This is a genomic window from Streptomyces microflavus, from assembly GCF_014650075.1.
GTDB classification, from domain to species: Bacteria; Actinomycetota; Actinomycetes; order Streptomycetales; family Streptomycetaceae; genus Streptomyces; species Streptomyces microflavus.
This window is the reverse complement of the sequence record NZ_BMUG01000013.1, coordinates 163,180-189,197: the sequence shown is the minus strand read 5'-3', so window position 1 is coordinate 189,197 and position 26,018 is coordinate 163,180. Positions and strand designations below refer to the sequence as shown.

The 26,018-nt window shown below is 74.9% G+C and carries 1 protein-coding gene; it reads right to left on the bottom strand.

Features of this window, described 5'->3' with window-relative positions:
- Positions 1–23: 23 nt before the first annotated feature.
- Entirely contained in the window at positions 24–26,018 is a 25,995-nt protein-coding gene (locus IE264_RS32485; protein WP_373301943.1) for a lonely Cys domain-containing protein, read from the bottom strand.

The window sequence follows — 26,018 nt, the reverse complement described above, 5'->3', positions numbered from 1 at the left end:
GGGGCGGGGATCGGGGGCGGGCATCAGGTAGTCGGGGCGGATGCCCCGGTGCGGTAGTCGTCGCTCCGCCCGGAGCGGGGCAGTGGCGCCGGGACCGGGCGCGGGGCGTCCTCGGCCGAGGCAGGGTGTGCCGGGCGGGTCCGCTGCCAGGGGGCGGCCCCCGGCACCGTGCCGTCGTCCGCCGGGTGCAGGGTGAGCACCGGGTCGCCGGCGTCATCGGTGCCGGAGAGGTCCACCGGGAAGTCGGTCCACCACACGGTGCGGCCGAGCCTGCGGGCGATGCGGTCCGCGAGGTCGGCGGCGTCGGCGGCCCGGTCCGGGAGGGCGAGGAGGACCGGCACGGTCAGCTCGGTCCGGGCCAACACGGGGTCGGCCGCGAGGAGTTCGGCGAACTCGTCGGCCGTCGTCCCGTACGTGTCGCCGCCCCAGGACACCTCGACGAGATCCGGGTCGTCCGCGTCGGCCACGACCCGCACCGGATAGGGGACGGGCCGGTCCTTCCCCTGGGCCCAGGGCGCGTCCACCAGGCCCGCCGGGGTACGGAACCGGGCCAGGTCCACGTCCTGCGACGCCCCGCCGGTGTAGTCGCGGCCGGTGCCGTCCGACGCGCCCTGCACCGTGTCGAGGGCGGTGTCGTCGTACGCACCGGCCTCCTTCAGGGCGTACGCCGCCGCGATGTCGGGGTCGGACGCCTCCCGGCCCACCGCGAAGGCCCGGGTGAGCACGTCGAGCGCCTCGGTGCGGCGGGCGTGGGCGGCGCTCGGGTCCGGTTCCAGGTGGAGGACCCGGGCGGCGAACTCCTGCGCGTCCGGGCCGGTCCCCGGCAGCGTTTCCTCGGCCTTGACCCGCGCCCAGAACATCCGGGACATCGCCGCCTCGCCCACCTCGTCGGTGCGGACGCGCAGGACGGCGGCGGCCTCGTCCTCCACATCCCCCTCCGCCAGCCACTGGGCGGCGGCCTCCACCGCGGGCAGGTCGACAAAGCTGGCGAGCCCGTCGCCGGGGTACCGGGCCCATTGCTCCGCGGCGGCGGCCAGCACCCGGCGGGTGGTCCGGCCGTCCACGCCGGCGGCGGCATCCGGGTGCGCGGCGACGACCCGGTGGAGCAGGTCCAGCGTGAACGGCCCGGCCTCCTCGAAGTCGGAGTCGCTGCGCCACATCTGGTCCACCGCCGCCGCGCCGCGCAGCAGGTCGCCGAAGCCGGGGTCGTCGTCGACGTCGTGGCCGAAGGTGATCCTCAGCGCCCGCACCAGGCGCAGCGTCGCCGTACGCATCTCGTCCGACACCTCGCCGTCGCCGGGGCTCACCCCGGCGGCCTCCGCCAGCCGGTCCAGCTCGTCCTCGTCCGGTTCGGGCCGGGCCAGGGCCCAGGCCCGGCGGCGCCCCTGGGCGTCGGCGAACAGGGTCCGCTGGTAGCGGCCGTTGCTCCGCCGGGTGCCCTGGGGGCCGTAGGCGAGGCGTACCGCGCGCCCGGTGGCGTTGGCCACGTGCTGGCCCATCGAGACGGTGGCCAGCGGATCGGCCACGAAGGGGCCGCCGTACGCGTCGGATGCGGTGCCCGGCTTCGGTACGGCGCTGTCGCGCGGCGCTCCGCTCCAGCAGACGACGAGGTCGACCCAGTGGTCCTCGGGCAGGGTCGTCAGGCTCTTGCGGCGGCGCAGCCACGGTCCGGCCTCCCGCTCGTCGATGTCGCGGGTGGTGCCGTCGCGCAGGGCCAGCGTCAGACTGCCGGGAGAGCCGTGCAGGTCCAGCCGGTAGGCCCGGTCCTCGGGGCCCGGCCGGGGCAGGTCCAGCTCACCGGAGGTGCGGCCGGTGGCCGGGTGGTCGTGGACGAAGGTCGCCATCCGGTCCAGGTGGCGGTCGTCGTCCTCGAAGTCCCGGGCGAACTCGGCGGGATGGTGGGAGGCCCGGCCGATCTGCCGGCCGCTGAGCGCGCTGACGAGGGCCCGGCTCACCACCTCGTGGTGCCAGCCGGGAGTGTCGTCGTCGTCCGGCCCGAGCCCCGGATCGCTCGCGATCCAGTCGCCCCGGGGGGCCTTCGGGGTGCGGACGACATCGATGGTGCTCGCCTCCCCGGGGGCGGACTCGACGGTGATCCGGCCGCTGTGTGCCCACACCGTCCGGCCCGTACGGTCGGCGAGCCTGCGGGGCAGGTCGAGGTAGCCGTCGGCGGCGAACGGTACGGCGAGCACGACGGGTGTGCCGGGCGGCAGCGCCTCGCGGGCCAGGTCGGCCGCGACCAGCTCAACGAACTCCTCGACGCCCAACTCCCGTACAGTGCCGTCCGGAAGCCGTGCCTCCACCCGGTCGGGCCCGCCTTCCGCGGCCACCACGTAGGGCGTCGTGGAGCTCGGCCAGGGGGTCGGTGAGGTGCTGAGGACGTCGTAGCCGCCGGCGGGGTCGGCCTCCAGCAGGTCGCCCTGGGTGGTGTCGAGTCCGATGACGTCGCTCGTGCCCCAGTTGAGGCCCGGCACCCGGCTGCCGCCCACGGTGAAGTGCTGGGCGCGGCCCGGCGCGGTCACCCCCAGCTCGGACAGGTGGTACGCGGCCAGCGCCGGGAAACCCGTCGCCCGGCCGGCCGCCGCGGCCCGGCCCACCAGACCGAACAGCTCCTGCCTGGTGTGCTGTTGGACGGTTGCCCCGGGGTCCAGGTGCAGGACGCGGCGGGCGATGGCGTCCACATCGAGCGGCCGGTCCCGCAGCGCACGGTCGCGGCGGCGCAGGGAGTCGAGCTTCTGCACCGCCACCGCGTCCGGCGGCTGGTGGAGGACGATGGTCGCCTGGCGGCCCAGCTCGGCGCGGGTCACCTGGGCGAGGGCACCGGTGCCCACCCAGTCGGCGGGCACGCGCGCCATGGCCTTGACGACGACGGCGAACTCCTGGGCGGTCAGGCGGGGTGCGTCGGCCGGCAGATCCCGTTGCAGCCGCTCCAGTTCGCTCGCCAGCAGCCGGGTGAAGCGGTGGCGCGCGGTGGTGGCCCGTCGCCTCGCGGGCGAACCGGTCGACGGCCGGTCGGGGCGGATGTCGGCACCGTAGCCGGTGACCTCCACACGGGGCAGGGACGCGCCGGCCCGCCGGTTGCGCAGACCGGTGGCCGCCACCTGGGCGGCGAGCAGCTCCAGGGTCCGGTCCCCCTGCGCGGAGGGGCTCGTCTCGTCCCGCCCGTACGCCACGAGGGTCCGGGGCGGCAGCGGTTGCAGGGCCCTCACCGAGGCGGGGGCGACGGGGACGGCGGGGAGCGCGGGGGCGGTGGGGGCCGTCGGTACGGAGGTGGACTCGACGCCCTCCATGGGGTCGCCGACGGAACTGCGCTGGTTCCGGGCCGAGTTCGGGGCGTTGTCGGCGGGGGCCGTGGTGATCGGCTCCGGTGCGGCCGGAGCCGGGGTGATGCCTTGCTCGGCGCCCTGCTCGATGGGCTCCGGTTCCGCCGGGGCGGTGCCCTGCGGGGTACGGGTCCCGGCGGTCGGGGCGCTGTTGGTGGCCGGTGTCGGTGCACCGGGGCCCGGCGCCGGTGTGGCCGGCACCGTCTGCGTACCCAGGTCGGGGACGGATGGAGCAGTGAACCGCCAGTCCGTGGCGCTGGGTCGGGCCGCAGAGAAGAGATCGGGGGCCAGCACGGGGAGTTCGCCCTCGGCGGCGTCCGGGGCGGACAGCTCGACCGGGGAGGTGCTCCACCACACGGGCCGGCCGAGCCTGCGGGCGACGGTCTCGGCGAGCTCCGGGGTGGGGCCGCTGAGCCCGTCGAGCAGCAGCAGGACCGGCGTGGCGGACTGGATACCCAGCAAGTCGGCGTCGGAGGAGAGCAGTTCGGCGAACTCCGCGGCCGACAGCCGGTGGGTGGCCGCGCCCACGGTCACCTGGACGCGGCTGCTGTCCTCCAGGTCCACCGAAGCCCGTACGGCGTAGGGCACCGGCCGGTCCTTGCCGTCCGCGTCCTGTCCGGCCCACGGCGCGTCCACCGTCGTGTCCGCGACCCGGAAGCCGTCCAGCCGGGGCAGCAGGGTGCCGAGGCCGCGCCAGTCCCTGCCGGAGCCGAACGCCGCGCCCACGGTGGTGAGCAGCGCGGGCGCAGCGAGGGCACCGGCCGCCTCGACCGCGTACGCGCCCACCACGTCCGGGTCGGCCATGTTCCGGCCCGCCGCGAAGCCCCGGGTGAGCAGCGCGCGGGCCCGGTCGCGCAGGGCGTCGTCCACTTGGGCGTCCTGGTCGAGGCGGAGGGCACGTACGGTCAGCAGGTCGGCGGCCGGTCCGGGGCCGGGCAGGGTCTCCTCGGCGCGGACCCTCGCCCAGAACATCCGGGTCCGGTGCGCGGGGGCGTCGGCGGGGTCGGTGAGCCGCAGCGCGTCGACGGCCGCCCGGTCCACCGCCGCCGAGTCGGAGAGCCAGGCCGCCGCCGTACGCAACTGCGGGAGGGGGACGAAGCCGCTCACCGGCAGCGAGCCGCCCGAGTTCCGCCACGCCTTCGCCGCCTCGGCCAGCACCTGGCGGGTGACGTCCCCGTCCACGCCGCCCGCCGCGAGGGGGTGCGCCGCGAGGGGGTGCGCCGCGAGGGGGTGCGCCGCGAGGGGGTGCGCCGCGATCACCTGGCTGAGCAGCTGCGGCCAGAACGGGCCGGTGGGCTGGAGTTCCGGGTCGGTGAACCACATGTTGACGACCGCGGCGGCCCCGGCGACCAGCGCCGGGAAGTCGTCGGCCACCTGCACGTCGGGGCCGACGACCAGCTTCAACGCACGGACCACTCGCAGCAGTTCGGAGCGCACGCGCGGGGACGGCCCGCCCTGGAATCCGGCCTGCTCCGCCAGCCGGTCGAGTTCCGCGTCGTCCGGTTCCGGACGGCTGGTCTCCCACCACCAGGGGCGGCCCTGGGCATCGGTGGCCAGCACCCGCACCGGGCCGTCGCCGAACCTGACCACGCCCTGGGAGGAGTACGACAGGCGGGTCGTGCGCCGGAGCCGGTTGGCCAGGTGCTGGCCGAGGGAGAGGGCGTCGTCGCTGAGCGGATCGGCGGTGAACGGCGCGGGCAGGACCCCGTCGAGCTGGGAGACGTCCTGCGCGGAGCCCTGCCCCGGGGCCCCGGAGTGGCAGATCACCAGGTCGACCCAGTGGTCCTGCGGCAGGCTCGACAGGCTCTTGCGCCGCCGCAGCCACCCGGCCGCCTCGTCCCGGTCCACGGTCCGGCTGGAGCCGTCGGCCAGCGGCAGGGACAGCCCGCCCGGCAGCCCGTGGCCCGCCAGCCGGTACGCCTTGTCCGCCGGGCCGGGGTCCCGCATCGGCAGCTTGCCGGAGTACGTGTTGGTCGCGGCGTCCCAGTGGACGTAGAAGGACATGTGGTCGAGGTCGCGGTAACTCTCGCGCTCCCCGACGAGTTCGGCGGGCCGGTGGAAGCTGCGCCCGGTCTGCTCCCCGGTCCGGGAGCTGACGATGGGCTGGGTCAGCACCTCGCGGTGCCAGGCCGGGGCGTCGTCGTCGGGGTCCGGCGCCAGGCCGGGGCGGACCGGGAGCCAGGTGCCGTCCGGCAGGCCGTCCCGGTGGAGCACGGCGACGGTGCTCGTCGCGGTCGGGTCGGGGTTGCGCTGCGCCAGGCCGCTGTGGACCCAGACAGTGCGGCCGGTGCGCTCGGCGAGCTTGCGGGGCAGCTCCAGGTAGCGGTCGCCCGCCGACGGCACGGCCAGCACGATCGGGGCGTGCTCGGGCAGCGGGTGGCGGGTCAGGTCGGCGGCGACCAGCTCGGCGAACTCGTCGGCGTCCAGCTCCCAGGTGGTGCCGTCCGGCAGTTGGGCCGTCACCCGGTCGTGGCTGCCGTCCGCCAGCACCGGGTACGGGGCCGGGTCCCACGGCCACGGCGCCACGTCCGCGTTCCCGGTGGGGGCGGGTGCGCCCGTGGGGCCGGTGGTGAGCCGGTCCACGAAGAGGGTGTCGAGCTCGGCGGTCGCGGTGCCGGTCCAGTTCAGGCCCGGCACCCGGTTGCCGCCGGCCGTCACGTGCCGGGCGCGGTCGTCCGCGAGCAGGCCATGCTCCTCCAGGTGGAAGGCGGTGAGCGCGGCCAGACCGGTGGCCCGGCCGGCGGCGACGGCCCGGCCGGTCAGCGTGTACAGGTCGCGCCGCATCTCCGGGTCGACGAGCACGGACGGCGCCAGGTGCCAGATCCGGCGGGCGACGGCGTCCACGTCCAGGGGCCCGGAGCGCAGGGCCGGGTCGGTGCGCCGCAGCGCGTCCAAGGCGTCCAGGGCGGCGGCGTGACGCGGTGACGTGACACCGATGGTGGCCTGGCGGCCCAGCTCCTCCCGGCCGATCTGCCCGGTCGGGGCCACGGAGGCGCCCTGTCCCGGCACCCGGCTCCGGCCCCGCGCGGTGATGGTGAAGTCCTGCGGCCGCAGGGGCGTGGCCCCGGCGGGCAGGCCCGCCTGAAGGGTGCGCAGGGCGTGGTCGAGATGGCGTACGAACAGGTCGCGGGCGGCCCGCGCCCTCAGGTCGCCCTGGGCCTGGGCGGCCTGGTCCCGGTCGCGCGCGGTCCCGGCGCCCCGCGCGTCGGCGCCGTATCCGGCGATGTCGATCCTGGGCAGCGGCACCCGGTTGCGCCGGTTGCGCAGCGCGGTCCGCGCGACCTGGTGGGCCAGCCGCTCCACCCCGCGCTCGGCGCTGTCGGCGGTTCCGGTGGTCTGCGGCGCGAACGGTACGAGGGTCAGCGCGGGCAGCGTGGTGAGCGGCCGGGCGGGCGGGGCGGCGGGCACGGCGTACACCGGCTGCCCGCCGCCCACGCCCGGACCGATGGGTACGGGCGCGGGCAGGCCGAAGCTGAAGTCGAAGTCGGGGAGGTCACCCGGATCACCCAGATCACCCAGGGCGTCGATGCCTGCCAGGGCGTCCAAAGCATCCAGGTCGAGGCTGTCCAGGGCGGAGGGGAAGGCGTCGGGCAAATCGAGACCGCTCAGGTCCAGATCCATGTCCATGTCCACGCCCATGTCCGGGAGCGGGCCTTGAGCGGGATCCTGGCCGAGGTCCAGGTCGGGCATGTCCAGATCCGGCATGTCGCCCCCCGGCCGGGACTGGAGCGCGGGCCGTCCCGGCGCGGCTTCCCCGGCCGTGGGCCCGCCCACGGGCACCGTCCAGCGCGGTGCCAGGCCCAGTCCGGTACGCAGGGTGTCGGCCAGCTCCGCGGCGGAAGCCCGTACGCCCTCGGCACCGGCCTCCGCCGCCAGCAGATGACCGGCGACCCGGCGCACCGCGTCGCGGAAGGCCCCACCGGCGTACCGGGAATCGGCGAGTACCGGGTGCGGTTCGGGCGGCAGCACCAGGGCTACGGCGGCCGACCAGGCGCGGGCGGTCTCCGTGGCGTCCCGGCCCTCGGGGGCTGCGTCCCGGACGTCGGCGTACGTCCCGGCCCACAGCCGACGGGCCACGCTCGCCGCCACCGCGTCGAGGGCCTGCGTTCCGTCGTCGGCCCGGACCAGGCGTACCCGGGCCAGGTCCAGCGGGGAGAGTGCGCCGGCGGGCAGCCGGCCGTCACCACGCAGCATCATCTCGGCGCGCAGCCCCGGGGAGTGCGTGGCGCCCGCCTCGCGCAGCTCGTCCGATCCGACGGTCTCCTCCGCGCCCGGGGGCGCGGGGGCAGGAGGCAGGTCGTCGGCGGTGAGCTGTTCCGCGATGTAGCGCCGCTGTTCGGTGTCCCGGGACACGGCCGGGGCCGGCGTGAGAGGTCCGGTGGCGTCGCCCTGGTCGTCATCGGCGGTCCGGGCGGCGCCCAGCGCGTCCGGAGCGACCCCCAGGGCCCACAGCCGCTGCTCGGCCTGCTCCAACAGCCCTCGCGCGCGGTCGACTTCAGCAAGGGCCTCGGGGGAACCACCGACCGCCGCCGCACCGAACGCGCTCCGCGCCCGACGGTGCTCCTCCCAGGCCGTGTCGAGATCCGCGTCCGGCCCGGTCGGGACCGCCCGGCCCCCGGACGGGGCGGAGTTGAGCGCGGGGGCGGGGGTATCGGCGTCCAGCACCTCCTGGGCGTGCTCGTCGGGGAAGCGGCCGTCGCGGGCGACGTGCTCGCGCAGCTCCTGCTCGGTGAGCGGGTGGACGTTCCAGTAACGGCCCCAGTTGTCCTGGTAGTCCAGTGCCGGATCGTGGCCGGGGAGGGAGTCCAGCGCCAACTGGGCACCGCGCATCACCTCGTGGAAGGAGTGGTGGCCCGCCGACAGCGACATGGCGATCATCCCGGCCCGGATCAGCCCGAGGTCCAGGTCGAGGCCCCACTGGTCCCGCATCCGGGCGGCGTGCACCAGGAAGCGGTAGGTCGAACCCGCGGTGCCGGTCAGGACCAGGCCCCCCGAGTCCTCGGACGCCCCTTGGAGGCCGGAGCTCATCGCGAGGTCGTACACGGAGGACGCGGGCATCCAGGTGAGCCCGAGCTCGTTCACCGCGAAGGGGCGCTCGGCGCGGCTCAGCGGCGGGCGTACGTCGTCGGGGTCGGCCTGGACGGTGTGCTCCCGGGTGGCGCGGGTGAGCGCCGCCTGCTTCTCCGCTACGGAGAGGGTGTCGTCCAGGTTCAACTGTGCGGCCAGCAGCTCCAGTTCGGTGCGTCCTTCCGCCTGGCGGCGGCTGGGCCGTTCCCCCTCGATCTCCGGGTTCGGGTCCTCCCGGCCACCCAGCATCTCCGGCACCAGGTCGCTGGAGATGCCCTGGAACAGGAAGGTCACCAGCTCCCTCAGGTTGCCGGTCCGCAGCACCTGCTGGAGGGCGGGCCTGCTGGTGCCGACCGTCCCGGGCATGCTCGGGTTCTCGCTGCCGAACGTGGCGAGGGCGCGCGGGTACTGCTGCCGTGCCCGGTCCCACGCGGCGCGCGCCATCTTCCGGAACTCCTCCGTCACCGCCTCGTTCTCGGCGAGGTGTTCGGCCAGTCGGCGCTCGAAGGCGACGGACTCCTCGGCGTACCGGATGCGTGCCCGGACCCACGCGGGCACCGGCACGCCACGGTCGGGGCTGGGCGTCGCGGACCGGCGGCCCGGACGGGACGGGCCCCGGTCGAAGGAGGTACGGGACCCCGTGGTGGCCGGGTCCGTACCGACGAGCGGCGACGCCTCCGGGGCGGGCCCGCCGGTCGGGCGGGGCAGGGCGGGCGGCTCGGTGCGGAGCGGCTCCCCGGCGGGCGCGGGGCGGCCGGACTCCGGAGGGGACGTGTGCCGGTGGTCGTCGATGTCGACGGTCACCACCCGTCCCCGGTCCGGGTCGGTGGCGCGGCGGACCCGCTGGGCGTCCAGGGTGAGCGTGAAGTCGGAGAGCCTGACGTGCGGGCCGGGGGCGCCCTTCTGGAACGTCCTCAGCAGCCGGGCCAGCCGATCTCCGAGCGCCCTGCCGACCGCATCGGCCCGCTTCCGGCCGCTGGTCCTGGAGCGGTTGCCGTGTCCGGTGACGGTGACCGTGGGCAGGGGCAGGCCGTTGGCGCTGTTCCACAGGCCGGTGCGGGCCAGGTACAGGGCCAGGGCGTCCAGGTTCTCGTCCGCGTCGGGCGACAGGGTGTGCTGCTGCTCGGCGAAGCGTACGGTCCGCCGGTCCGGGCGCAGCGCGTGGCCGTGCAGGGCGACGGTGGTGAGCGGGTTGGACACGGCGGGCGAACGGTCCGACAGCAGCGCCGCGTTGACAGCGTGAGCCGACTCCCCCGGGCGCTTGCTGTAGGCCCGGAAGTACCACTGGTCCTTGTCGTGCGGGACCGGTGCGGCGGATCGTACGGCGTCCCGGGCGCGGGCACGGGCCTGGTCGACCTCCCTCTGGGCCAAGGCGTGTTCGGGGCGGTCCTCGGTGAAGTACCACCGGACGTGCTCGGCCTCGTGGACGGCGGCCAGGGCCCGGGCCGCGCGCACGAACCCGTCCAGCCGGGCGATCTCCGCCGGGTCCGCTCCGTCGCGCCGGGCCGCCTCGGCCCGATGGTCCGTCTCCTGTGCCAGCAGAGCGAGTTGAGCCTCGTCGTAGCGGTCGAGGTTCTCGTCCACGACCGCGTCGAGCTGGTCCGCCGGGATCTCCGTACGGGAGTGGGTCTCGTTCTCCAGGGTGATCTGGTGGGTGCCGTCCTCACTGGCCAATACCACCTGCGCGAAGTGGTACGGGGCGTGCGGGCCGACCGGGTCGCCGGGCTTGGCGTGGTTGTGGGTGAAGAGCTGGGCGCCGCCGTCGTTGGTGGTGGAGACCGACTGGATCAGATAGCCCTCACCGACCTCCGCCCAGGCGAACTCGTTGACCCCGGCACGCGCGGCGGCCCGGGTCAGCGGCCCGCGCAGCGCGTTGTCCTGGGTGTGGCTGAGGGCCTGGCCGTACGCCTCGCCCGGGGTCGGCGCGCCGACGACCCCGCCGGTGAAGCGCGGGTCCCGGCCCGCCTGCCGGACGGCCCAGTCGAGGGTGACGGCGGTGGCGGGGCGGGTGCCGCGGGCGACCTCCGTCAGCGCCTGGGCCAGGTGGTGGGTACCGGTGACCTCCCGGCCGTGCAGTCCGTTGACCGGGGCCGTGGCCACTGTGCCGTCGGGACCGCGGAAGGCGAGATGGGAGAGCGGGGCGGCATCCGTTCCGGCGACCATCCGGGCGAAGTCGCGGGTGAAGGCGTGCTCGGAGGCGCCGGATGCGGTGAGGAACCGGGGCTCCACCCGGAACAGCGGTTCGCCGGGCGTGCCGTCCTCCTGGTCGGGCACCACCCGTACCGAAGGGTCGGCTTCCAGCCGTACCCCGGCTCCGGCGGCGGCCAGCCGGGCCGAGGAACGCTCGATCGCCGCACGGGTGGCGTACACCTGGCGGCCCCGGCCGGTGGTGTCGTCCCCGGCCGAGAGCAGCGCGACCGTCCGGTCCGCGGAGATGTGCAGCGGCGGCCGGTCGGCGGCGGGGACGGTTCCCGGAGTCTGCTGGGGCAGGACCAGCGCGGGCCCCTCGGCCCCCTCCTCCGTACGGACTTCGCCGACCGTACGGGGGCCGGGCTCGGTGAACAGCACTCCGGTGCCGCTGTCGTCGATGACCTGGTAGTCGCGGGTGACCAGGGGGCGGGGACGCAGGGCGTCGACACGGTGTTCCCACTGCAGTTGGTCGGCCAGCCGGTCGAACTCCGCGTCACCGTCACTGGTGGAGCCGGAGCTGCTGTCGCTCCCGTCGTCGCTGTCGGTGTCGCCGCTGTGGTCGCGGGCGCCGGGCAGGCCGGGCTCCTGCGGTGGTGGGGGCGTGGTCCAGTCCGGCCCGGTCTGCCCGGCTCCCCGGTGCACCACGAGGTGGGCGGCTCCGGTGGTGGGGTGGGTGGCGACCTCGGCCGGTCCCAGCGGGTACCAGACCGGGCGGGCCGTCGTGCCGGCAACGAGATCGGCGACCTGTGCGGCGAAGGCCGGGGGCAGGGCGAGGACGATGTCCGCGCCGCCCGGCCGCCGGGAGTCGTACGAGATGATCCGGGCCATCTCCACGGCGTCGCGGACCACGAAGGTGCGCCACGGCGTGACGATCTCCACACCGCCGCCCTCCGCCGCCCCGGCCACGAACAGATACGGGTTCCGCCACGGCGCGCTCTGCTCGGCCGCCCGCCCGGACCGCTCGGCGAGGTAGGCGTCCGGGGCGGGAAGACCCGGGCCCTTCTCCGTGAAGTTCCGTCCTGCCGGGGTCCGGTCCGCCGTGCGCAGCAGGGTCTCCTCGGCGAGGGCGTCCCGTCGGCTCTCGATCTGCCGGTCGACGAAGTACACGGCGAGGTCCTCGACGCTCGCCAGGTCGTCCGAGGACGCCTCCAGCGCCAGCGCTCCCAGGTCCAGGACGTCCTGGTTGCTCACCCGGGCCCGGGTCGGCAGATGCAGGACGTGCCGCACGAGGTCGGCCAGCCCGTCGCGGGTCGGCCGGCCGGCCGCTGCCTCCTCGACCAACTCGTAGAGGGCTTCGGAGGTTTCCTGGAGCCGGGCGCGGGGAGCCCTGCTCCACTGCGGGCCGAACACCGCCGTCAGCCACTCGGGGTCGGCCCAGATCGGGGTGTTCTCCTCGCCCTCGGAGTCGGAGTCACTGTCGGTGCCCGGGTCGGTGTTGTCGTGCGGCTGCGGCTGGGGCTCCGCACCCGACAGCGTGCTGAGCTCGTACGCCTCTTCCTCGCCCGGCAGCCCGGGACCCTCGCCGGTGAGGGACGGCTCCGGTGTCTCCGGCTTCGGCGCCGGGGCCGGGGCCTTCGGCGTAGGAGCCGGGGTCCGGAGGAGCAGCGGTACGAAGTCCCCGCCCCGGCGCCGGAGCCGGAGGACGGGTGCGTCGGCGGAGGGGCCCGCGTAGGTGTGGGCGGTGCCGTTCTCCTCGATCAGGGTGACCGTGGCGCCGGTCGCCTTCGCGGCCCACTCGGCCACCGCACGGTCGGCGTCCGGGCCCCACGGAGCGTGGGCGAGGTGGCGGCGCAGGTGGCCGTCACGGGCGTCCCGGCTCGGCGCGGGCGCGCCAGGTCGTTCCCGGAGGGGCGGCGGCGAGAACAGTGCGTCGCGTTCCGCCCGGTCGCCGGGGAGCCCGTTCAGGCGCATCAGCTGGGCGGGCGACGCCCCGGCGCGGATGCGGAGCCGGGCCGCCGCCTGCGGGTCGCGGCCGGGCTGCTCGGCGGCCTGGCGCAGGGCCGTGGAGAGCGCGGCGAAGAAGCCGTTGCCCCGGCCCGCCGGGGTGCCCTGGGTGTAGGTGGCGCCGTCGGGTGCGGTGAGGAGGCCGTCGCGGTCCAGGCGGTAGCGCGGGCCGCTGGTGTCGGCGGGCGGCAGCCAGGGCGGGGTGGGGTGGCTGCGGTGGGCGGGCGGCTTCGGGGCGCTCTCCGTACTGCCCGAGGGTGCGCTGGTGGTCGGCGGGGCGGGCAGCGCGGTGGTGGGAGGCGGCACCGTGCCGGGCGCCAGCGCGGCGGAGAAGAAGCCGTCCGCGGCGAAGAGCACCGGACCCGAGGCCGGGTCGGCCGTCGCCGGGTCGGCGCCGTGCGGGAGGAACATCTGCGGCCGCCCCTCCCCCGTCACCACCGTCACCGGCGTGCCCAGGACCCGGGCCGCGAGTGCGGGCAGTACGTCGGCGCCGCCGTGGTCGCCCGCCCTGCGCTCGGGCGGGGCCGGGTCCCCGGCGTCCGGGTTCGCCGCGGGCTCGGCCGTGAACGGGCGGTACAGGGCCGCCGTGGCCAGCGCCACCCGTTGCTCCGGGCTCGGCCAGACGGTCTGCGGGAGCCGGCCGAACGCGTCGAACTCCGCCTGCTGACCAGCCGTCAGGTCGATTTCCGCGTAGTCCAGTTCGGCCTGGGTGAAGGTGTCCGCCGCGTCCAGGGCCAGGCCGTCGAGCAGATCCTCGTTGCCGTCGTCGGCCAGCGCCCAGGCGAGCCGGTCGCGCACGGAGTCGACGGCCCGGGCGGTGAGCGCCGGGTCGCCGGGGGCGGCCGCGAACCGGTCGGCGAGGTCCGCGTCGAGCAGGAAGGGCAGCTTGCCCCGGTCCCGGGCCGTCGCGAGCAGCGCGTGGAAGAACGAGGCCCCGTCGTGCGGCACTTCGTGGACCTCGTGCACCGTTCGCCCGTCCGGCGAGGTGAGGGTGCCCGGGGCGGAGTCGGTGGCGGCGGTCACCTTGTACGGCTCCGGGGCCTCGGAGCGCCAGTCGGGCGCGGTGTACTCCTGCGGCACGCCCTTCACGGGCACCGAGCCCGAACCCTGGTGGTGGGCGGTGAGGCGGGCGGCGGCCAGGTGGAGGCGGTGGTGGTCCTTGGCGGCGGCGTCGAGGCGCTGCTGCCAGCGGCGTACCTCTTCGCGGGCCGTCTGCCAGGCGGTGACGGCCGGGGAGTGGGCGACGGCCTGGGGCAGGACCGTGGCCCGGTCGTCGTCCCCGAGCGCGGTCTGCTCGTCGGCGCTCAGGTCGAGCCAGGTCTCCCGGGTCTTGGCGCGGGCGTCGTAGTAGTTCTTCTCGGCGGTGGCGAGGTCGGCCGCCGCCTTGGCCTGGTCGTCCCAGGCCGTGCGGGCCTCGTCGGGGAAGGTGGTGTCGTCGAGGAGGCCGTAGTCGCGGGCGATGTCCTCGCGGAGCCAGACCAGGGCGGTGGTCTCGGCCTCGACGGCTCGCGGGCCGCGCTTGGGCTTGCCGAGGGCCTGCATCGGGCGGGAGTCGGTGACCCGGTGGTCGACCTCGGCCACCGACAGCCAGCTGACGGGGACCGCGAAGAGCATGCTGCGGTCGGTCAGCACCTTGACGTGCGTGCCGAGGGTGGTGTCGGTGGCGCTCTTGAGGGCGGTGGAGTCGTTGGTGCCGCCGATCGGAACCGTGGCGCCGGGGTTGGTCACGCCCGCGTTGCTGTTGCCCGCCAGCGGCGACGTGCTGACCGCGCCCTCGACGTTGTCGGTGATGCCCGCTTCCAGCGCGTCGCCGGTCTTGCGCCGCTGCATGGCCTCCATACGGGGCTTGTTCTCCACGGCGAGCAGCCGGGCGCCGGTGCGGTGCATCTTGGCGTAGAGGCGGGAGTCGGCGGTGTGGGACTGGCCGAGGAGGCGGGCGGAGGACTGGGTGGGCAGCGGCGAGCCGTCGGCCCCGAGCGCCTCGCGGAAGCCAGCGGTCAGACCGACCTGGGAGGTGGCCTCCTGCTGGGCCTGGGCGGGGGCGGTGCCGAGGGCGGTGAGCGGGGTGTGACGGGCCATCCGTACGCGTTCGGTGAGCGTGGTGCCCGTATGCCGCTTGCCCAGGTCCGTGTCACCGGGGAAGCCGTCGGCGCGGGCGGTGGCGAGGGTCAGGGCGTCCTGCACGTTGGCCGAGCCGAGGACGTCGACGGCGAGGATGCCGGAGCCGATCACATCGTCGAAGGGCAGGATGTCCGGGTCGGCCTCGCCGCTCTCCCCGTCCGTGGTCCGCCACCGTGCGATGCCTTCGGGTCGTGCCTGATCAGCCGTCAGAATCCGTACGGCATGGTCGGGTTCCGGCAGATCCTGCTCGGTGAGCGCACCGTCCGTACCCTCACCGTCCGGGGTGAGCAGACTCGCCGGGAGGATCTCGTTGAGGGAGCCGACGGGGGCGGTGGCGGTGGGGCCGAGGGGCTTGCCCGAAGCGTCCACCAGCGTGGCCGTCAGGGTGTACGTGGTCACGATCTCGGCGTGCGCCTGGGTGGTGGCGATGTTGGGCATCGTGGTGCTGCCGACCGCCTCGGTCACATTGCTCGACCGCTGCTTGGCGGCCGTGCCCTGGAGCGCCGGGTTGGCGACCAGCACCCCGCTGCCGGCCGCGCGTTCGCTCGCGCTGAGCGTCACATCGGCGCCGCGGTCCTGGGACCGGCCCTCGACGTCGTCGCGGGCGGTGGTGCGGTAGTCCTCCAGCTCATAGCCGGTACGCAGCCGCTCCACGGTGGTGGTGACCGGCGTCAGGGTCAGCTTCAGCTGGCCGGGGCTGCCGCCGACCGGCAGGTGGTGCGGGCTCGTCCAGGTGCGGTAGCGGACCGGCAGGGCCATCCCGTCGGTGGTCAGCTCGTGCACATGGGAGCGGAGGAAGTCCGGGGAGAGGCGCTGGAGCACCTGTTCCCGGTCGTGCGAGGGCACGCCCATCCGCTCCAGCTGCCCCATCAGCTGCTGCGCCGCCCGGCTCGCGTCGAGTTGGCCGCTGGGGTGGGAGGGGAAGTGGCGGCGGCGGAGGAAGGGGGGCAGCTTGTAGCCGCCGCCGAGGTTGGCCGGTGTGGTGGTCCCCAGGCCGTCGGGGGCGAGCCCGGCCTCGATCGCGTCCTGCATCGGCAGGTGGAACATCACCGCGTCGCGGACGCGCTGGAGCGCGGCGGCTGCCCGGCGCGGGGCGAGGCCGCGCCCGAGCCGCTCGGAGATCCGCCCGGCGGCGGAGCTGATCCCGCCCCCGGCACGGGTGCCGACCGCCCCCATCGCGGCCGTCCAGCGGTCCCGTACGGCCACGGTCTCGGTGGCGTCGGCGACCACCAGGTACATCCGCCCGGCGTAGCTGAGGGTGGTGTTGCGGCCCCGGGTGAGGGTCTGGGAGATGCTGCGGCCCTTGCCCCAGGCGTACTGGAGAGCGGTCGAGTACGCACCTACCACGGCCGGTTGGCCGGGGGTCTGCTGCAACGGCGTCACCGCGCCCTGGAGCCCGAGAGTGGTCCGGGTCCCGGTGCTGGAGGTCCCGGCGACGCGGTGCTCGTTGCCGATCGTGGCTTCGAGGCTGCCCGGCTTCGGGTCGCTCTTGACGCGTACGTTGTCGAGTTCGCCCCGGACCGCCGCCTTGAGGTAATGGGTCGAGAAAGGGCCCGCGCCGGTGAGCCCGGTGATGCGGGAGCCGAACGGACCGAGGTACTGGCCGAGTTGACCGGCGACGCCGAGGTTGGCCATGGCCCGGCGCAGGGCGGTGCGGATCGGGGTGCCGGGGGCGCTGACGTGCCAGGAGGCGCCGGTGGCACGGTCGGCGGTGTCCTGGACGAGCCGCTGCCGCTGCTCGCCGCCCTCGGTGCTGAGGACCACGTGCGGGGCGCTCAGGAGCTTGTTCACGAGCTGCCGGTCGGACGCGGCGGTCCGGGGCAACGGCCGTGTTCCGTCGAGGAGCTGGTCCGCCTCGGTGGAGGCGAGGGGACGCGGTACGGGGGTGGGCGCGGGCGCCGGTGCGGGACCGGTGGCCGGAGGGTCGGCGGGGGTGTGGCGGTCGGAGCCGTGGGCGGCGGGGACAGCGAGCTCCACCCGGCCCACCGTCTCGGTCCCCCGGGTGAACAGCGGCCGCTCCGTGACCTTGCTGACGAAGACGCCCGCGCCGAGCAGCCCCACCGTGACCAGCCGGGTCCAGCCGCGCGGCCTGCGGTGTCCCTCGAAGGTGGCGCCCAACTCCACCTGGTAGCTGTAGAGATCGGCGCCGTTCTGGAAGGTCAGCTGGTCGTGGGCGACCGCGACGGTGTTCTTGGTGGCCCGCGCCCGCGTCTGTGCGTAGCGGGCGCCCAGGGAGACGTTGCCCGCCTGGCGGGGCACCCCGGCTGCGGGGTCCTTGTCGTGGTCGCGCGGCGAGATGCCCAGCTCGACACCGGCGGAGAGGGTGGTGGACTCCTGCTGCCCCTGGCCGGAGACCTCGGTGCCGACGACCGCGTTGCGCAGGGAGCGTTCGCTCAGGGTGGTCTCGAACTGCCGGTCGGTGAGACGGGCGCGCAGGATGAGCGTGTGGTGGCCCCGGCGGACCTTGCCGTCCTCGGTGAGGGTGACGGGCACTCCGGTGGTGGTCAGGTCGTCCAGGCTCTGCGCGAGGCTCGGCCGGTTCAGCGCCTCGCGCACCTGGCGCTCGTTGTGCAGGGCGGTCCGCATGCGCCCGTCCCCGTACCAGAGCTTGGCCAGGTGGGGGTGGCGCAGCATCAACGGCGGGACGAAGAGCGACGGGTACGCGCGGTGGAGCGTGTCCAGGACCGTGTCGGTGAAGGCCTTCAGGGGGTCCTGAGGGGCGGGCGCGGGGGCAGGGGCGGGGGCCGTCGTCGTGGTGGCCGGGGCGGGCTGGGCGGCGGGCCGCCGGTCCGGCACGAAGCCCTCGGCTCGGACCTGACCGCCCAGGTGCACCGGGTCCTGACGGGTGAGGTACCACGGCACCGGCGGCTCGGCGTCCGGGTTCGGGCCGGTCGCTCCGGGCGTACGGCTGTCCCAGCCCGCGAGGCGGCGGGCGTCCTGGGTGGAGTACCAGTCGAGGCTGACCACCCGGACCGGCTGCGCGGCGGAGGCGGGCTGACCGGCCTTCCGCACCATCAGGGTGCGCTCCACCCGGTACAGCGCCATCGGGTGGTTGCGGACGCGGCCGGTCACCTTGCGGGCGGCGTCGGCGCCGAGGTAGTGGCCCCGGCCGGTGCTGAGGTCGGTGCGGACCAGGGGGCCGCCCTGGAGGCGTACGTCGGTCTCGGGGCCGATGAGGGTGTAGTTCGGCCCGGCGGTGACCTGGACGCCGAGGCGGGTGTCACGGACGTGGGCGCGCTGGTTCTGGTACGTGGTCTGGGCGAGGTCGCGGACCTCCGCCTTGACCGACTCCGTGACCAGGGTGGCCCGGTGCGGGATCGACCGCTCGACGATCAGATGGCCCAGCGGGTGCTGCCCGCTGCCCCGGGTCAGCTCGGGTCCGCTGACGGGTCCGGCGAACCGCCCGAAGAGGCCGAGCAGCCGTCCCGGCCGGACGTAGGAGACCAGGGTGCGGTGGGCCGAACTCCCGGGGCGCGCACCGGAGATGGCGAGCGCCACGTCCTCCGGCGGGTCCGTCAGGTGCAGCGCGGTCGTGTCGGTGATCCGCGGTTCGGCCCCGTCCGGGAAGGTGAGCGTCTCCGGCGCCCGCTTCGGCCCCTTGAAGGGCACGGTGAGGTCGTCCGGCAGCCGCCAGCTCAGCCCGTCCCGCATGGCGAAGGCGGCGGAGTGCACCTCGCTGCGCTGCCAGCGGGGGGTGGCGGCGGGCGCGGTGCCCGGCCCGGGGGGCGTCGGCGCGGGGGTCTTCGGGGCCTCGGTGACCCGCTCGACGCGCACCCGGTAGTGGACATCGTCCAGATGCAGGTGGGACCCCTCCCAGGCCCGGTACTCGCTCTGGTGGTACGCCTGGGTGCCCTGGGTGTAGTCCGTCCTACGGGTCCAGCCCAGCGAGACGCCGATCTTCAGCATCCAGTTGAGCGGCGGTCCCATGCCCAGCGCGGCGGCGACCCGGCGGCCGACACCGACGCTGCGCCCGCCGCCCGTACCGGACTGGCCGCGCCGCATGGTGTCCAGCCGGACGGTGGCGCCGCCGACCTCGCCGAAACGCTCCCAGCGGTGGTACGGGACGGCCTCGACGACCATCTCGTGGCCGACGCCGGACTTCTCCCGGCCCACGAAACGGGCGCCGCGCGGGGCGGTGAACGCGCCGGGCTGGTCCTTCAGCAGCCGCAGCAGTTCCGCCTCGTCGAACTGGGCCCGGAGCTTCTTGGGCAGCTGGTCGAAGACCTCATTGGCCACCTGCTCGGGCGAGCGCAGGGTGAGGACACCGAGGCCGTTGAGGAGCCCGGCCTTGGGGGTTCCGTCGGTCCGGGCGCCCGGACCGGTGGAGCCGTCGTCCGGATCGGCGTCCGGGCTGATCAGGACGGTGGGCAGCCGGCTGCCGTCGTCGAAGGTGACGGTGCGGGGGGCGGGGCCCGGCGGCCGGGCGTCCTCACCGGTCAGCAGCCGTGCCGGGCGGTGCCGCTCCAGCTGGGTCTCCAGCGGTACGGGGTCGCCCCGGTCCGGGGTCTCCTCGGCCGGTGCGTCCAGGTCGGTGACTCCGCCCATGCTCCGCAGCCACTCCCCGAAGACGTCGGTGCCGGCCGGGTCCTGGGTGGCCGGGGCGGGGGTGGGAGTCGGAGTCGGGGTGGGGGCGGGCACGGCTGCGGCCGGGACCAGGGCGTCGAAGTGGTCGGAGCCGTTGTAGGCGAGGTGCAGGGCGCCGCCGTGGCCGCCCGGGTTGAGCGGGGTGACGGAGGTGCCCGCCGGGGCCGACGCGTCGGGCCCGACGAGCCGCAGCTCGATGTCGAGGGTGTGCGCCAGCGCGAGCGGGAGCGCGTCGGCGAAGGGCGAGGACCACAGGGCCGGGAGCTCGGCCGCCGCGAGGATCAGCCCGTCGGTGCCGAGGCGCCGGGCGTCGGCGGGGGTGGGCGCCACGTCGGCGAGGTGGGGGTAGCCGCTGTCCCGGAGGATGCGCCGCCACCGGCGTCCGTCGCCGCCGCTGACGACCGCCTGTTCGATCCGGTCCCAGCGCTGCCCGATCCGCTCCCGCGCCTCCGGGTTCCGTACCCCCGCCAGGGCGGTCATCCGCAGGTCGTCGACGACGGCGAGCACCGGGTCCGGGGTGGCCTCGACGTCCGGGGCCAGCAGTTCGGAGCCGGTGAGCCGGTCGCGGAGCAGGCTGCGGAGGCCGGCGACGTTCCGCGCGGCCCAGGCGGGCGGAACGTCGTGGCTGCGCGCGGTGTCGAGGAGCGACCGGAAGAGGCAGTCCCCGTCGGCCCGGGTGCGCAGCCTGCGGAGGGCCTGCCCGTCCACGTGGACGGTCTCCGCGAGGCCCGGCGTCCCGGTGCCCTTGCTGAACAGGTCCACGTCCTCGGCGATGCTCTCCGGGCGGCCGGACGGGGAGGGGGAGGGCACGGAGGACGGGCGGGGCTCGGGGTGGACGAGCACGGCGTGGTCATTGCCGGGGCTGAAGCGGAGCAGCGGTTCGCCGGACGAGCCCTCGTGGGAGCTGACGATCTTGTCGAAGACCGACTTGTCGAAAGCCGTCGGCGGATTCCAGAACATGTGCGCGCCGTGCGCCACGGCCATGTCCTTGGCCCGCATCTCCTCGATCAGCGCGTCATGTTCGGGAAGCGAAACGCGGGAACCGTCCGGGGCCGACACATCGAACAGGTCATGGTCTCCGGTGATCGGCCGACGACCGCCCTCACCATCGAAACCGAACACGATTCCGTCGTGAACGGTGAACTTCCCGTCCGCCTCGTACTGGGCCATCTTCCCGGCCAGCTCATGGAATTCCGTGGACCGCTGGTTGAACCGGGAGAGCACCCGGTCCCACGCATCCACCGGAACGGAACCCTGATCCGGCAACACCGGCTTGAAGTAACCGACCAGCCCGACGTTCCCCGCATCGGCGCCCAGCAGAACATCGACATCGGAGACCGTCTTCGCCTTGATGTCCTGCGGCTTCGGCATCGCCCCCGCATCCAGCCACTTCGGCGCCGACGGATTCGTCGGCCGCACATCCACGACCACATTCCGGTCCCGCGCCACATCACGGAACTTGTTGAAGTTCTTCTCCGGAATGCCGTACGTGTGCCGGGCCGTGTACGCGTTGACGACGAGGGAGTTCACCGGGGGCGGCACCGGAGACGGCGTTCCCTCGGACACGGGCGCATCCGGGTCGACGGCCGGGGTGGGCGGGGCCGCGGGCTCCGGGCGGTGCAGGCGGCGGGCCAGCTCGGCGGTGTCGTCGGGGCCGAGGCCCAGTTCGGAGAGCGGCAGCGGGGCGTCCGACAGCGACCAGGTGATCTGAGCGGACCGCGCGTAGGAGAGGCCCAGCACGTCGGCCCGCGAGACCAGGGTGTCCGGTGCCGGTGCGGGCGGCGGGGGCGGCAGCAGCCGGTCGAGCGTGGTCGTGGGGGTCGCACCGGACCGCAGCCCGGCGGCCGCTTCCAGGAACGCGGTGTACTGCCCCTCGGTGGGACCGGTGGCCGGGTCGACGTTCCCGGCGTTGGTGGCGGTGTGCCAGTCGGTGACCATCCGGTCCAGCAGGTCCGGGGTCATCCGGCCGTCGCCGTACCGGGCCGCGGTGCCCGGATCGCGCCAGCGCAGCCCGTCCACGTAGGCGAGCGCCGCCAGCAACTCCCGGTTGCCCGGCTGCTGTTCGGCGTCCGGGCCGAGGACCTCGCGCAGGGTGCGGAGCTGCTGGAGGGTACGGGCGCGGGCGAAGGCGTCGGCCGGGTCCGGGCCCGTGTGCAGTCCGGCGTCGCGGGCCAGGTCGTCCAGTTCGGTTCCGGCGGGCTCCGGGGTGAACAGCCGCCACCGGCCCGGCCCGTCCGGACCTTCGCCGAGCACCGCGGTGACGTTGCCGTCCCGGTCCTTGGCGGTGCCCGCCTCGGTGGTCGGCGCGTACACCGGGCGCCCGGTCCGGTTCGCCACGTGCTGGGCGACCGGCAGCCCCGCGATCCTCGGCTGCTGCCCGGTCTCGCAGGAGAACAGCACCAGCGGCCGGTCCCGGTCCCCTTCCTGAGCCCAGGACTTGAGCACCTCGCCGAGCTGGACACCGCTCACCTTGACGGTGGGGTACGCGGGATTGTCCGTCCCGAGGGTGACCGTACGGGGCGTGCCGTGGCCCACGAAGTAGTCGGCGCCCCGCTCGGTGCCCGAGCCGGGGAGTGCGGTGGGCGGGCCGGTGAAGACCGTACGGGGAGCGGGCGGGGCTTCGGAGGTTCCGGAGGGCGGGGGCTCGGCCGAGGTGGTGCGCACCCCGCGGAAGGTGTCCTGGCCGAGCAGCGCCTCACGGCCCGCGCTCTGCCCCGTACCGTCCTCGGCCGGGCCCTGCGAGATGGTCACCGTCTGCACGGCGACGCCGGGTTGCGGAGTGAGCGCCGTCTGCGGCACGAAGCGCCGGAGCTCACTGAAGGGCACCTTCTTCCGGTCGAGCGTGGTGACGGACGGCCCGGTCGTGGGGGCCGGCGTGGTTCCGTCGCCGTCGCCGTCAGTGGTGCTCGTGGTGATCGGGGCGACCGGGGTGTCGCTCGTGTCCATGTCGCCGTCCCGCCCCGACTCCAGGTGCGGGTCGGCGGCGGTCTCGCCCTGCGGCGGGCGCGGTCCCCCGGTGTCCAGGGCACCGTTGCGGATCAGGGAGTCGACCATCTGCGGTACCGAGCGGCCGCCCTGGAACAGGCTGTACATGTTGTCGGGCACGACGGGGCGCAGGCCCTGCTCCAGCAGGAGTTTCGGCAGCAGGATCTGCACGTTGGACCGGAGGTTGCCGTCCTGGAACGGGTGGACCACGTGCAGCGCCCGGATGGTGCGGACGATGGAGGCGAGCTTGGCCGCGTCGTCGGCGTCGGGGTCGGAGACGCGGGCGTAGTGCTGCTGGAAGAGCGTGTCGACGCGGCCGGGCGCGGCGCTCTTGCCGTAATTGGTCGCCAGGGACGGGTTGTTGTGCAGGAACCGGGTCAGGATGGTGATGGGCCGGGGCGTGGGCAGCGGCTTGGACCAGTCGCGGCTGGTCGTGTCGTAGACCAGCAGGTGATCGCCGACGCGCTCGTCGAAGATGTCGTCGGCGAGCGTCTCACCACGCAGCGGGAACTGCGTGGCACCGCCGCCGGACCAGCCGATCGTCCGGCCGAGGTGGCCGGTGGCCAGCCCGTGCATGGTCCGGTACGAGGTCGAGTCCATGGGCGTCGCGACGGTGTCGGGGTCGCCGAGGAACTGCGTGTACGCCGACACCATGCCCTGCTGGAACCCCGGTGAGCGGTCGTGGTCGTAGTAGGAGCCGGGGTCGTCCGGGAAGGCGTCGAGCGCGGCCTGGTGGTTCTTGGGGTCGATGTAGAAGGTCCACCACTGGTCCTCCGGCAGGAAGTCCCGGAGCGTCTGCGGGGGTTGGTCCTGTGCGGGGTCCGCGGGCCGCACGGTGATCTGCCCGGACGGGGGCGGGGCGGCCGAGGGTGTGGCAGTGGTGTTCCCGTCGCCACGGCCCGACTCCAGGTGCAGGTCGGTGGCCGTCTCGGCCCAGGGGCGGGTGTCCGCGGCCAGCTTGGAGGCGGCGGACACGTCGATGGGGGTGGCCGAGGGGGCCGAGGATGTCGGGATGGCCGTCGGCTTGATGTCCGGGGCGGCCTCGGGGGCTGTGGTGGTGAGCGGCGGCTTGACGTCAGGGGCGGGCTCGGAGCCGGTGGTGGTGATCACCGTCGGCTTGGGGTCCGGGCCCGGCAGATCGGCGGTGGCGGGAGCCGGTTCGCCGGAGACCACCTTCACGGAGGACAGGTCGGTGTCGTACTGCCCGGACTCGGTGCGGCGGGGTGCGGTCCCGGGGTCAGCCGGACCGGACTCGGTGTCGGCCGGACCGGACTCGGTGTCGGCGGACGCGTCCGGCGTCTCCTGCGTCTCCTGCGTCTCCTGCGTCTGCGCCGCCTGCTCGCCCGGCGCAGGCTGTGCCGCGCCGGTGTCGCCCGACGGACCGCCCTGCGCGACGGAACGCGGCGGCGAGGCCGCCGACGCGGGGGCAGGGTTGCCCGACGCGGTGGTCGAGGCGGCGGGCGGTGGAGCGGCCGGCATGACGGGCGGCACGCCCAGGGCGTCGGCGAGCGGCAGGAGCACGTTCGAGCCCGGGAACGCCGTGTCCGCCCCGCTGTCGGGCGTCGCGGTGAACCCGGGTCCGGTGAGCGGGCGGACCTCCACCGGCGCACCGGGCCCTTCGCGGGTCAGCTCGACCGCCTCGCGCACCGGCTGCCCCGTCGCGTCGGAGCCGGTCGGCGGACCGAGCACCACGGCCCGGTCCACCCCGGCGCCGTCCAGCAGCTCGGCCGCCTCCGGCGATCCGGCGACCGGCGGCGGCCCCTCGGAGACGACGACGGTCAACGGGGGCGCACCGGTGCCGGGGCCGTCGGCGGTGGTCGAGGTGTCGCCCTCGACTCCGCGCGTCTCGGGGCCGCCGCCCGCCTCTCCGGGAGCGCGCTCATCGCCGTACGAACCGCTGGTGTTCACCTCGGGAGGGGCGGTGGTGCGGCCGTCCGGGCCAGGCTGGTTCCGCTGGCCGGACTGCTCGGCGGGGCCGGAGGAGGTCTCCGTACCAGGCGAGTTCACGTTGCCCGCCCCGCCGGTCGTACCGGACCCGGGCGATGCCCCCGGCCTCTCCCCCAGGATCGGCGTATCCACCGTCACCGGCGTGCCGAAGCCCTCCAGGGCCCGGCGCACCTCGTCGGTGTCGACCTGACCGGCCGGGCTGTTGCCGGAGGGCACCACCCGCACCTCGGGCAGCTGCGAGAGCCGGTCGTGCACCCCGTCGCGTACGCCGATCTCGGCGGGGCCCGGCGGCTGGGAGCCCCGGAGAGCGGCAAGGTCCCGCAGCGCCTGCTCGCGTACCTCGGCGGGGCCCTGGTGGACCTGCTGCCACAGCGCGTTCTCGGCCGCGGTCACCGGCAGCGGGCCCGGCGTGTACGGGGGCGGGTCTGCGGAGAAGTAGGGCGGCGGGTCCTGCGACACATAGGGCGGCGGCGACTGGCTGCCGGTGAAGTCGCCCTGGCTCGACGTCTGTTGGACGACCGGCGGCGGTGAGGAGAGACCGGGTCCGGGGCTGCCCCCGCCGGTGGTGTCCGTGCGGGAGGGGCCCTCGGTACGGTCGGAGCCGCCCGCCTCCGAGCCGTTGCCGTTGCCGTTGCCGTTTCCGCCGGAAACGGTGGGCGGCGGCTGGTTGCGCAACTTGTCGATCGCGTGGCGGAGTTCGGCGCCGCTGTTCAGTGCGGCACCCATGAGGGAGGACTCGACCCGGCTGCTGATGCCCGCGCCGAAGAAGGTGGTCCAGCTGGAGGACCAGTCCCCCTCGAAGGCCCCCTTGATCAGGATCTCCGCGACCACCTCGCCGGCTCCGGCGGCGATGAAGTCCGCCGTCCCCTTGAGGGCGTAGTGCCCGGCCAGCGCGCCCGGCCGGTCGAGGTTGAGGCGCAGGATCTGGCTGTTGCGCCACAGCTCGGGGTTGTTGCGGAAGGAGAGCGGGCCGTCCCGGAAGGTGACGGGCACCGGGCCGGGCGAGGGGGTGGGGCCGGGGGTGTTGCCGTACGGGTTCGGGTCGGGTCGGTCCTTCGGGGGGTCGGGAAGGTCGGGGCCCGGCTTGGGGTTGGGGGTGGGGCCGTTGGTCTTGATGTCGACGTTCGGCGTCTCCCGCCAGCTGGGGTTCTTGAAGTCGAGATCCGGGCCCCCCTTGAGGAAGTTGCCGTCGAAGCTGCGGACGATGTCCTTGGCGAACTTCTCGAAGACGCTGGTGAAGAACCCCGCCGCCGCGCCGAACGCGGCGGCCTTGCCGATGTCGCTCCAGTCGATGCCGTCCGGGCGGCGGCCGTCCGGGGCGAAGTTCATCATCGCCAGCCGCACGGCGAAGGTGGTGAACGCCTCGGCGAACGCCTCGGTCAGCGAGGGCGCCAGGTGCAGCCGCTGGAGCAGATGGCTGAGCGTGGTGAGGATGAAGAAGCGGCTGCGCAGCTTGGCCATCATGATCTGGCTGGCCGAGGCGCCGCCGGTGAAGAAGGACATCGCCAGGTAGATGGCGATCTCGATGAGCAGCCGGATGATCTCGGCGATCACCTGCCACTTGGACTCCATGATGTCCATGGAGGTCTTGCGGCGGCCTTCGGCGATCTTGTCGAGCTGGTCGGAGAAGTCGCGGAGGTAGTTCTTGCCGCCGTCGTCGATGAGCATGCCCATCGCCTTGGCGTACGACGACGCGAGGTCGTCCGGCATGGACTCGCCGATGTCGTGGATCGACTTGTCGATCAGCGAGGAGAGCCGGTCCAGTTTGCGCCCGAGGCCGGAGTAGGGCCGGCGGCTCTCGAAGGCGAGGTCCTCGTCGGCGTCCATGAGCCTCTCCCCGGTGAGGATGAAGATCAT

Excerpts from the sequence above, each read along its gene's own strand:
- IE264_RS32485 (WP_373301943.1), bottom strand. The coding sequence starts at position 26,018 with ATGATCTTCATCCTCACCGGGGAGAGGCTCATGGACGCCGACGAGGAC.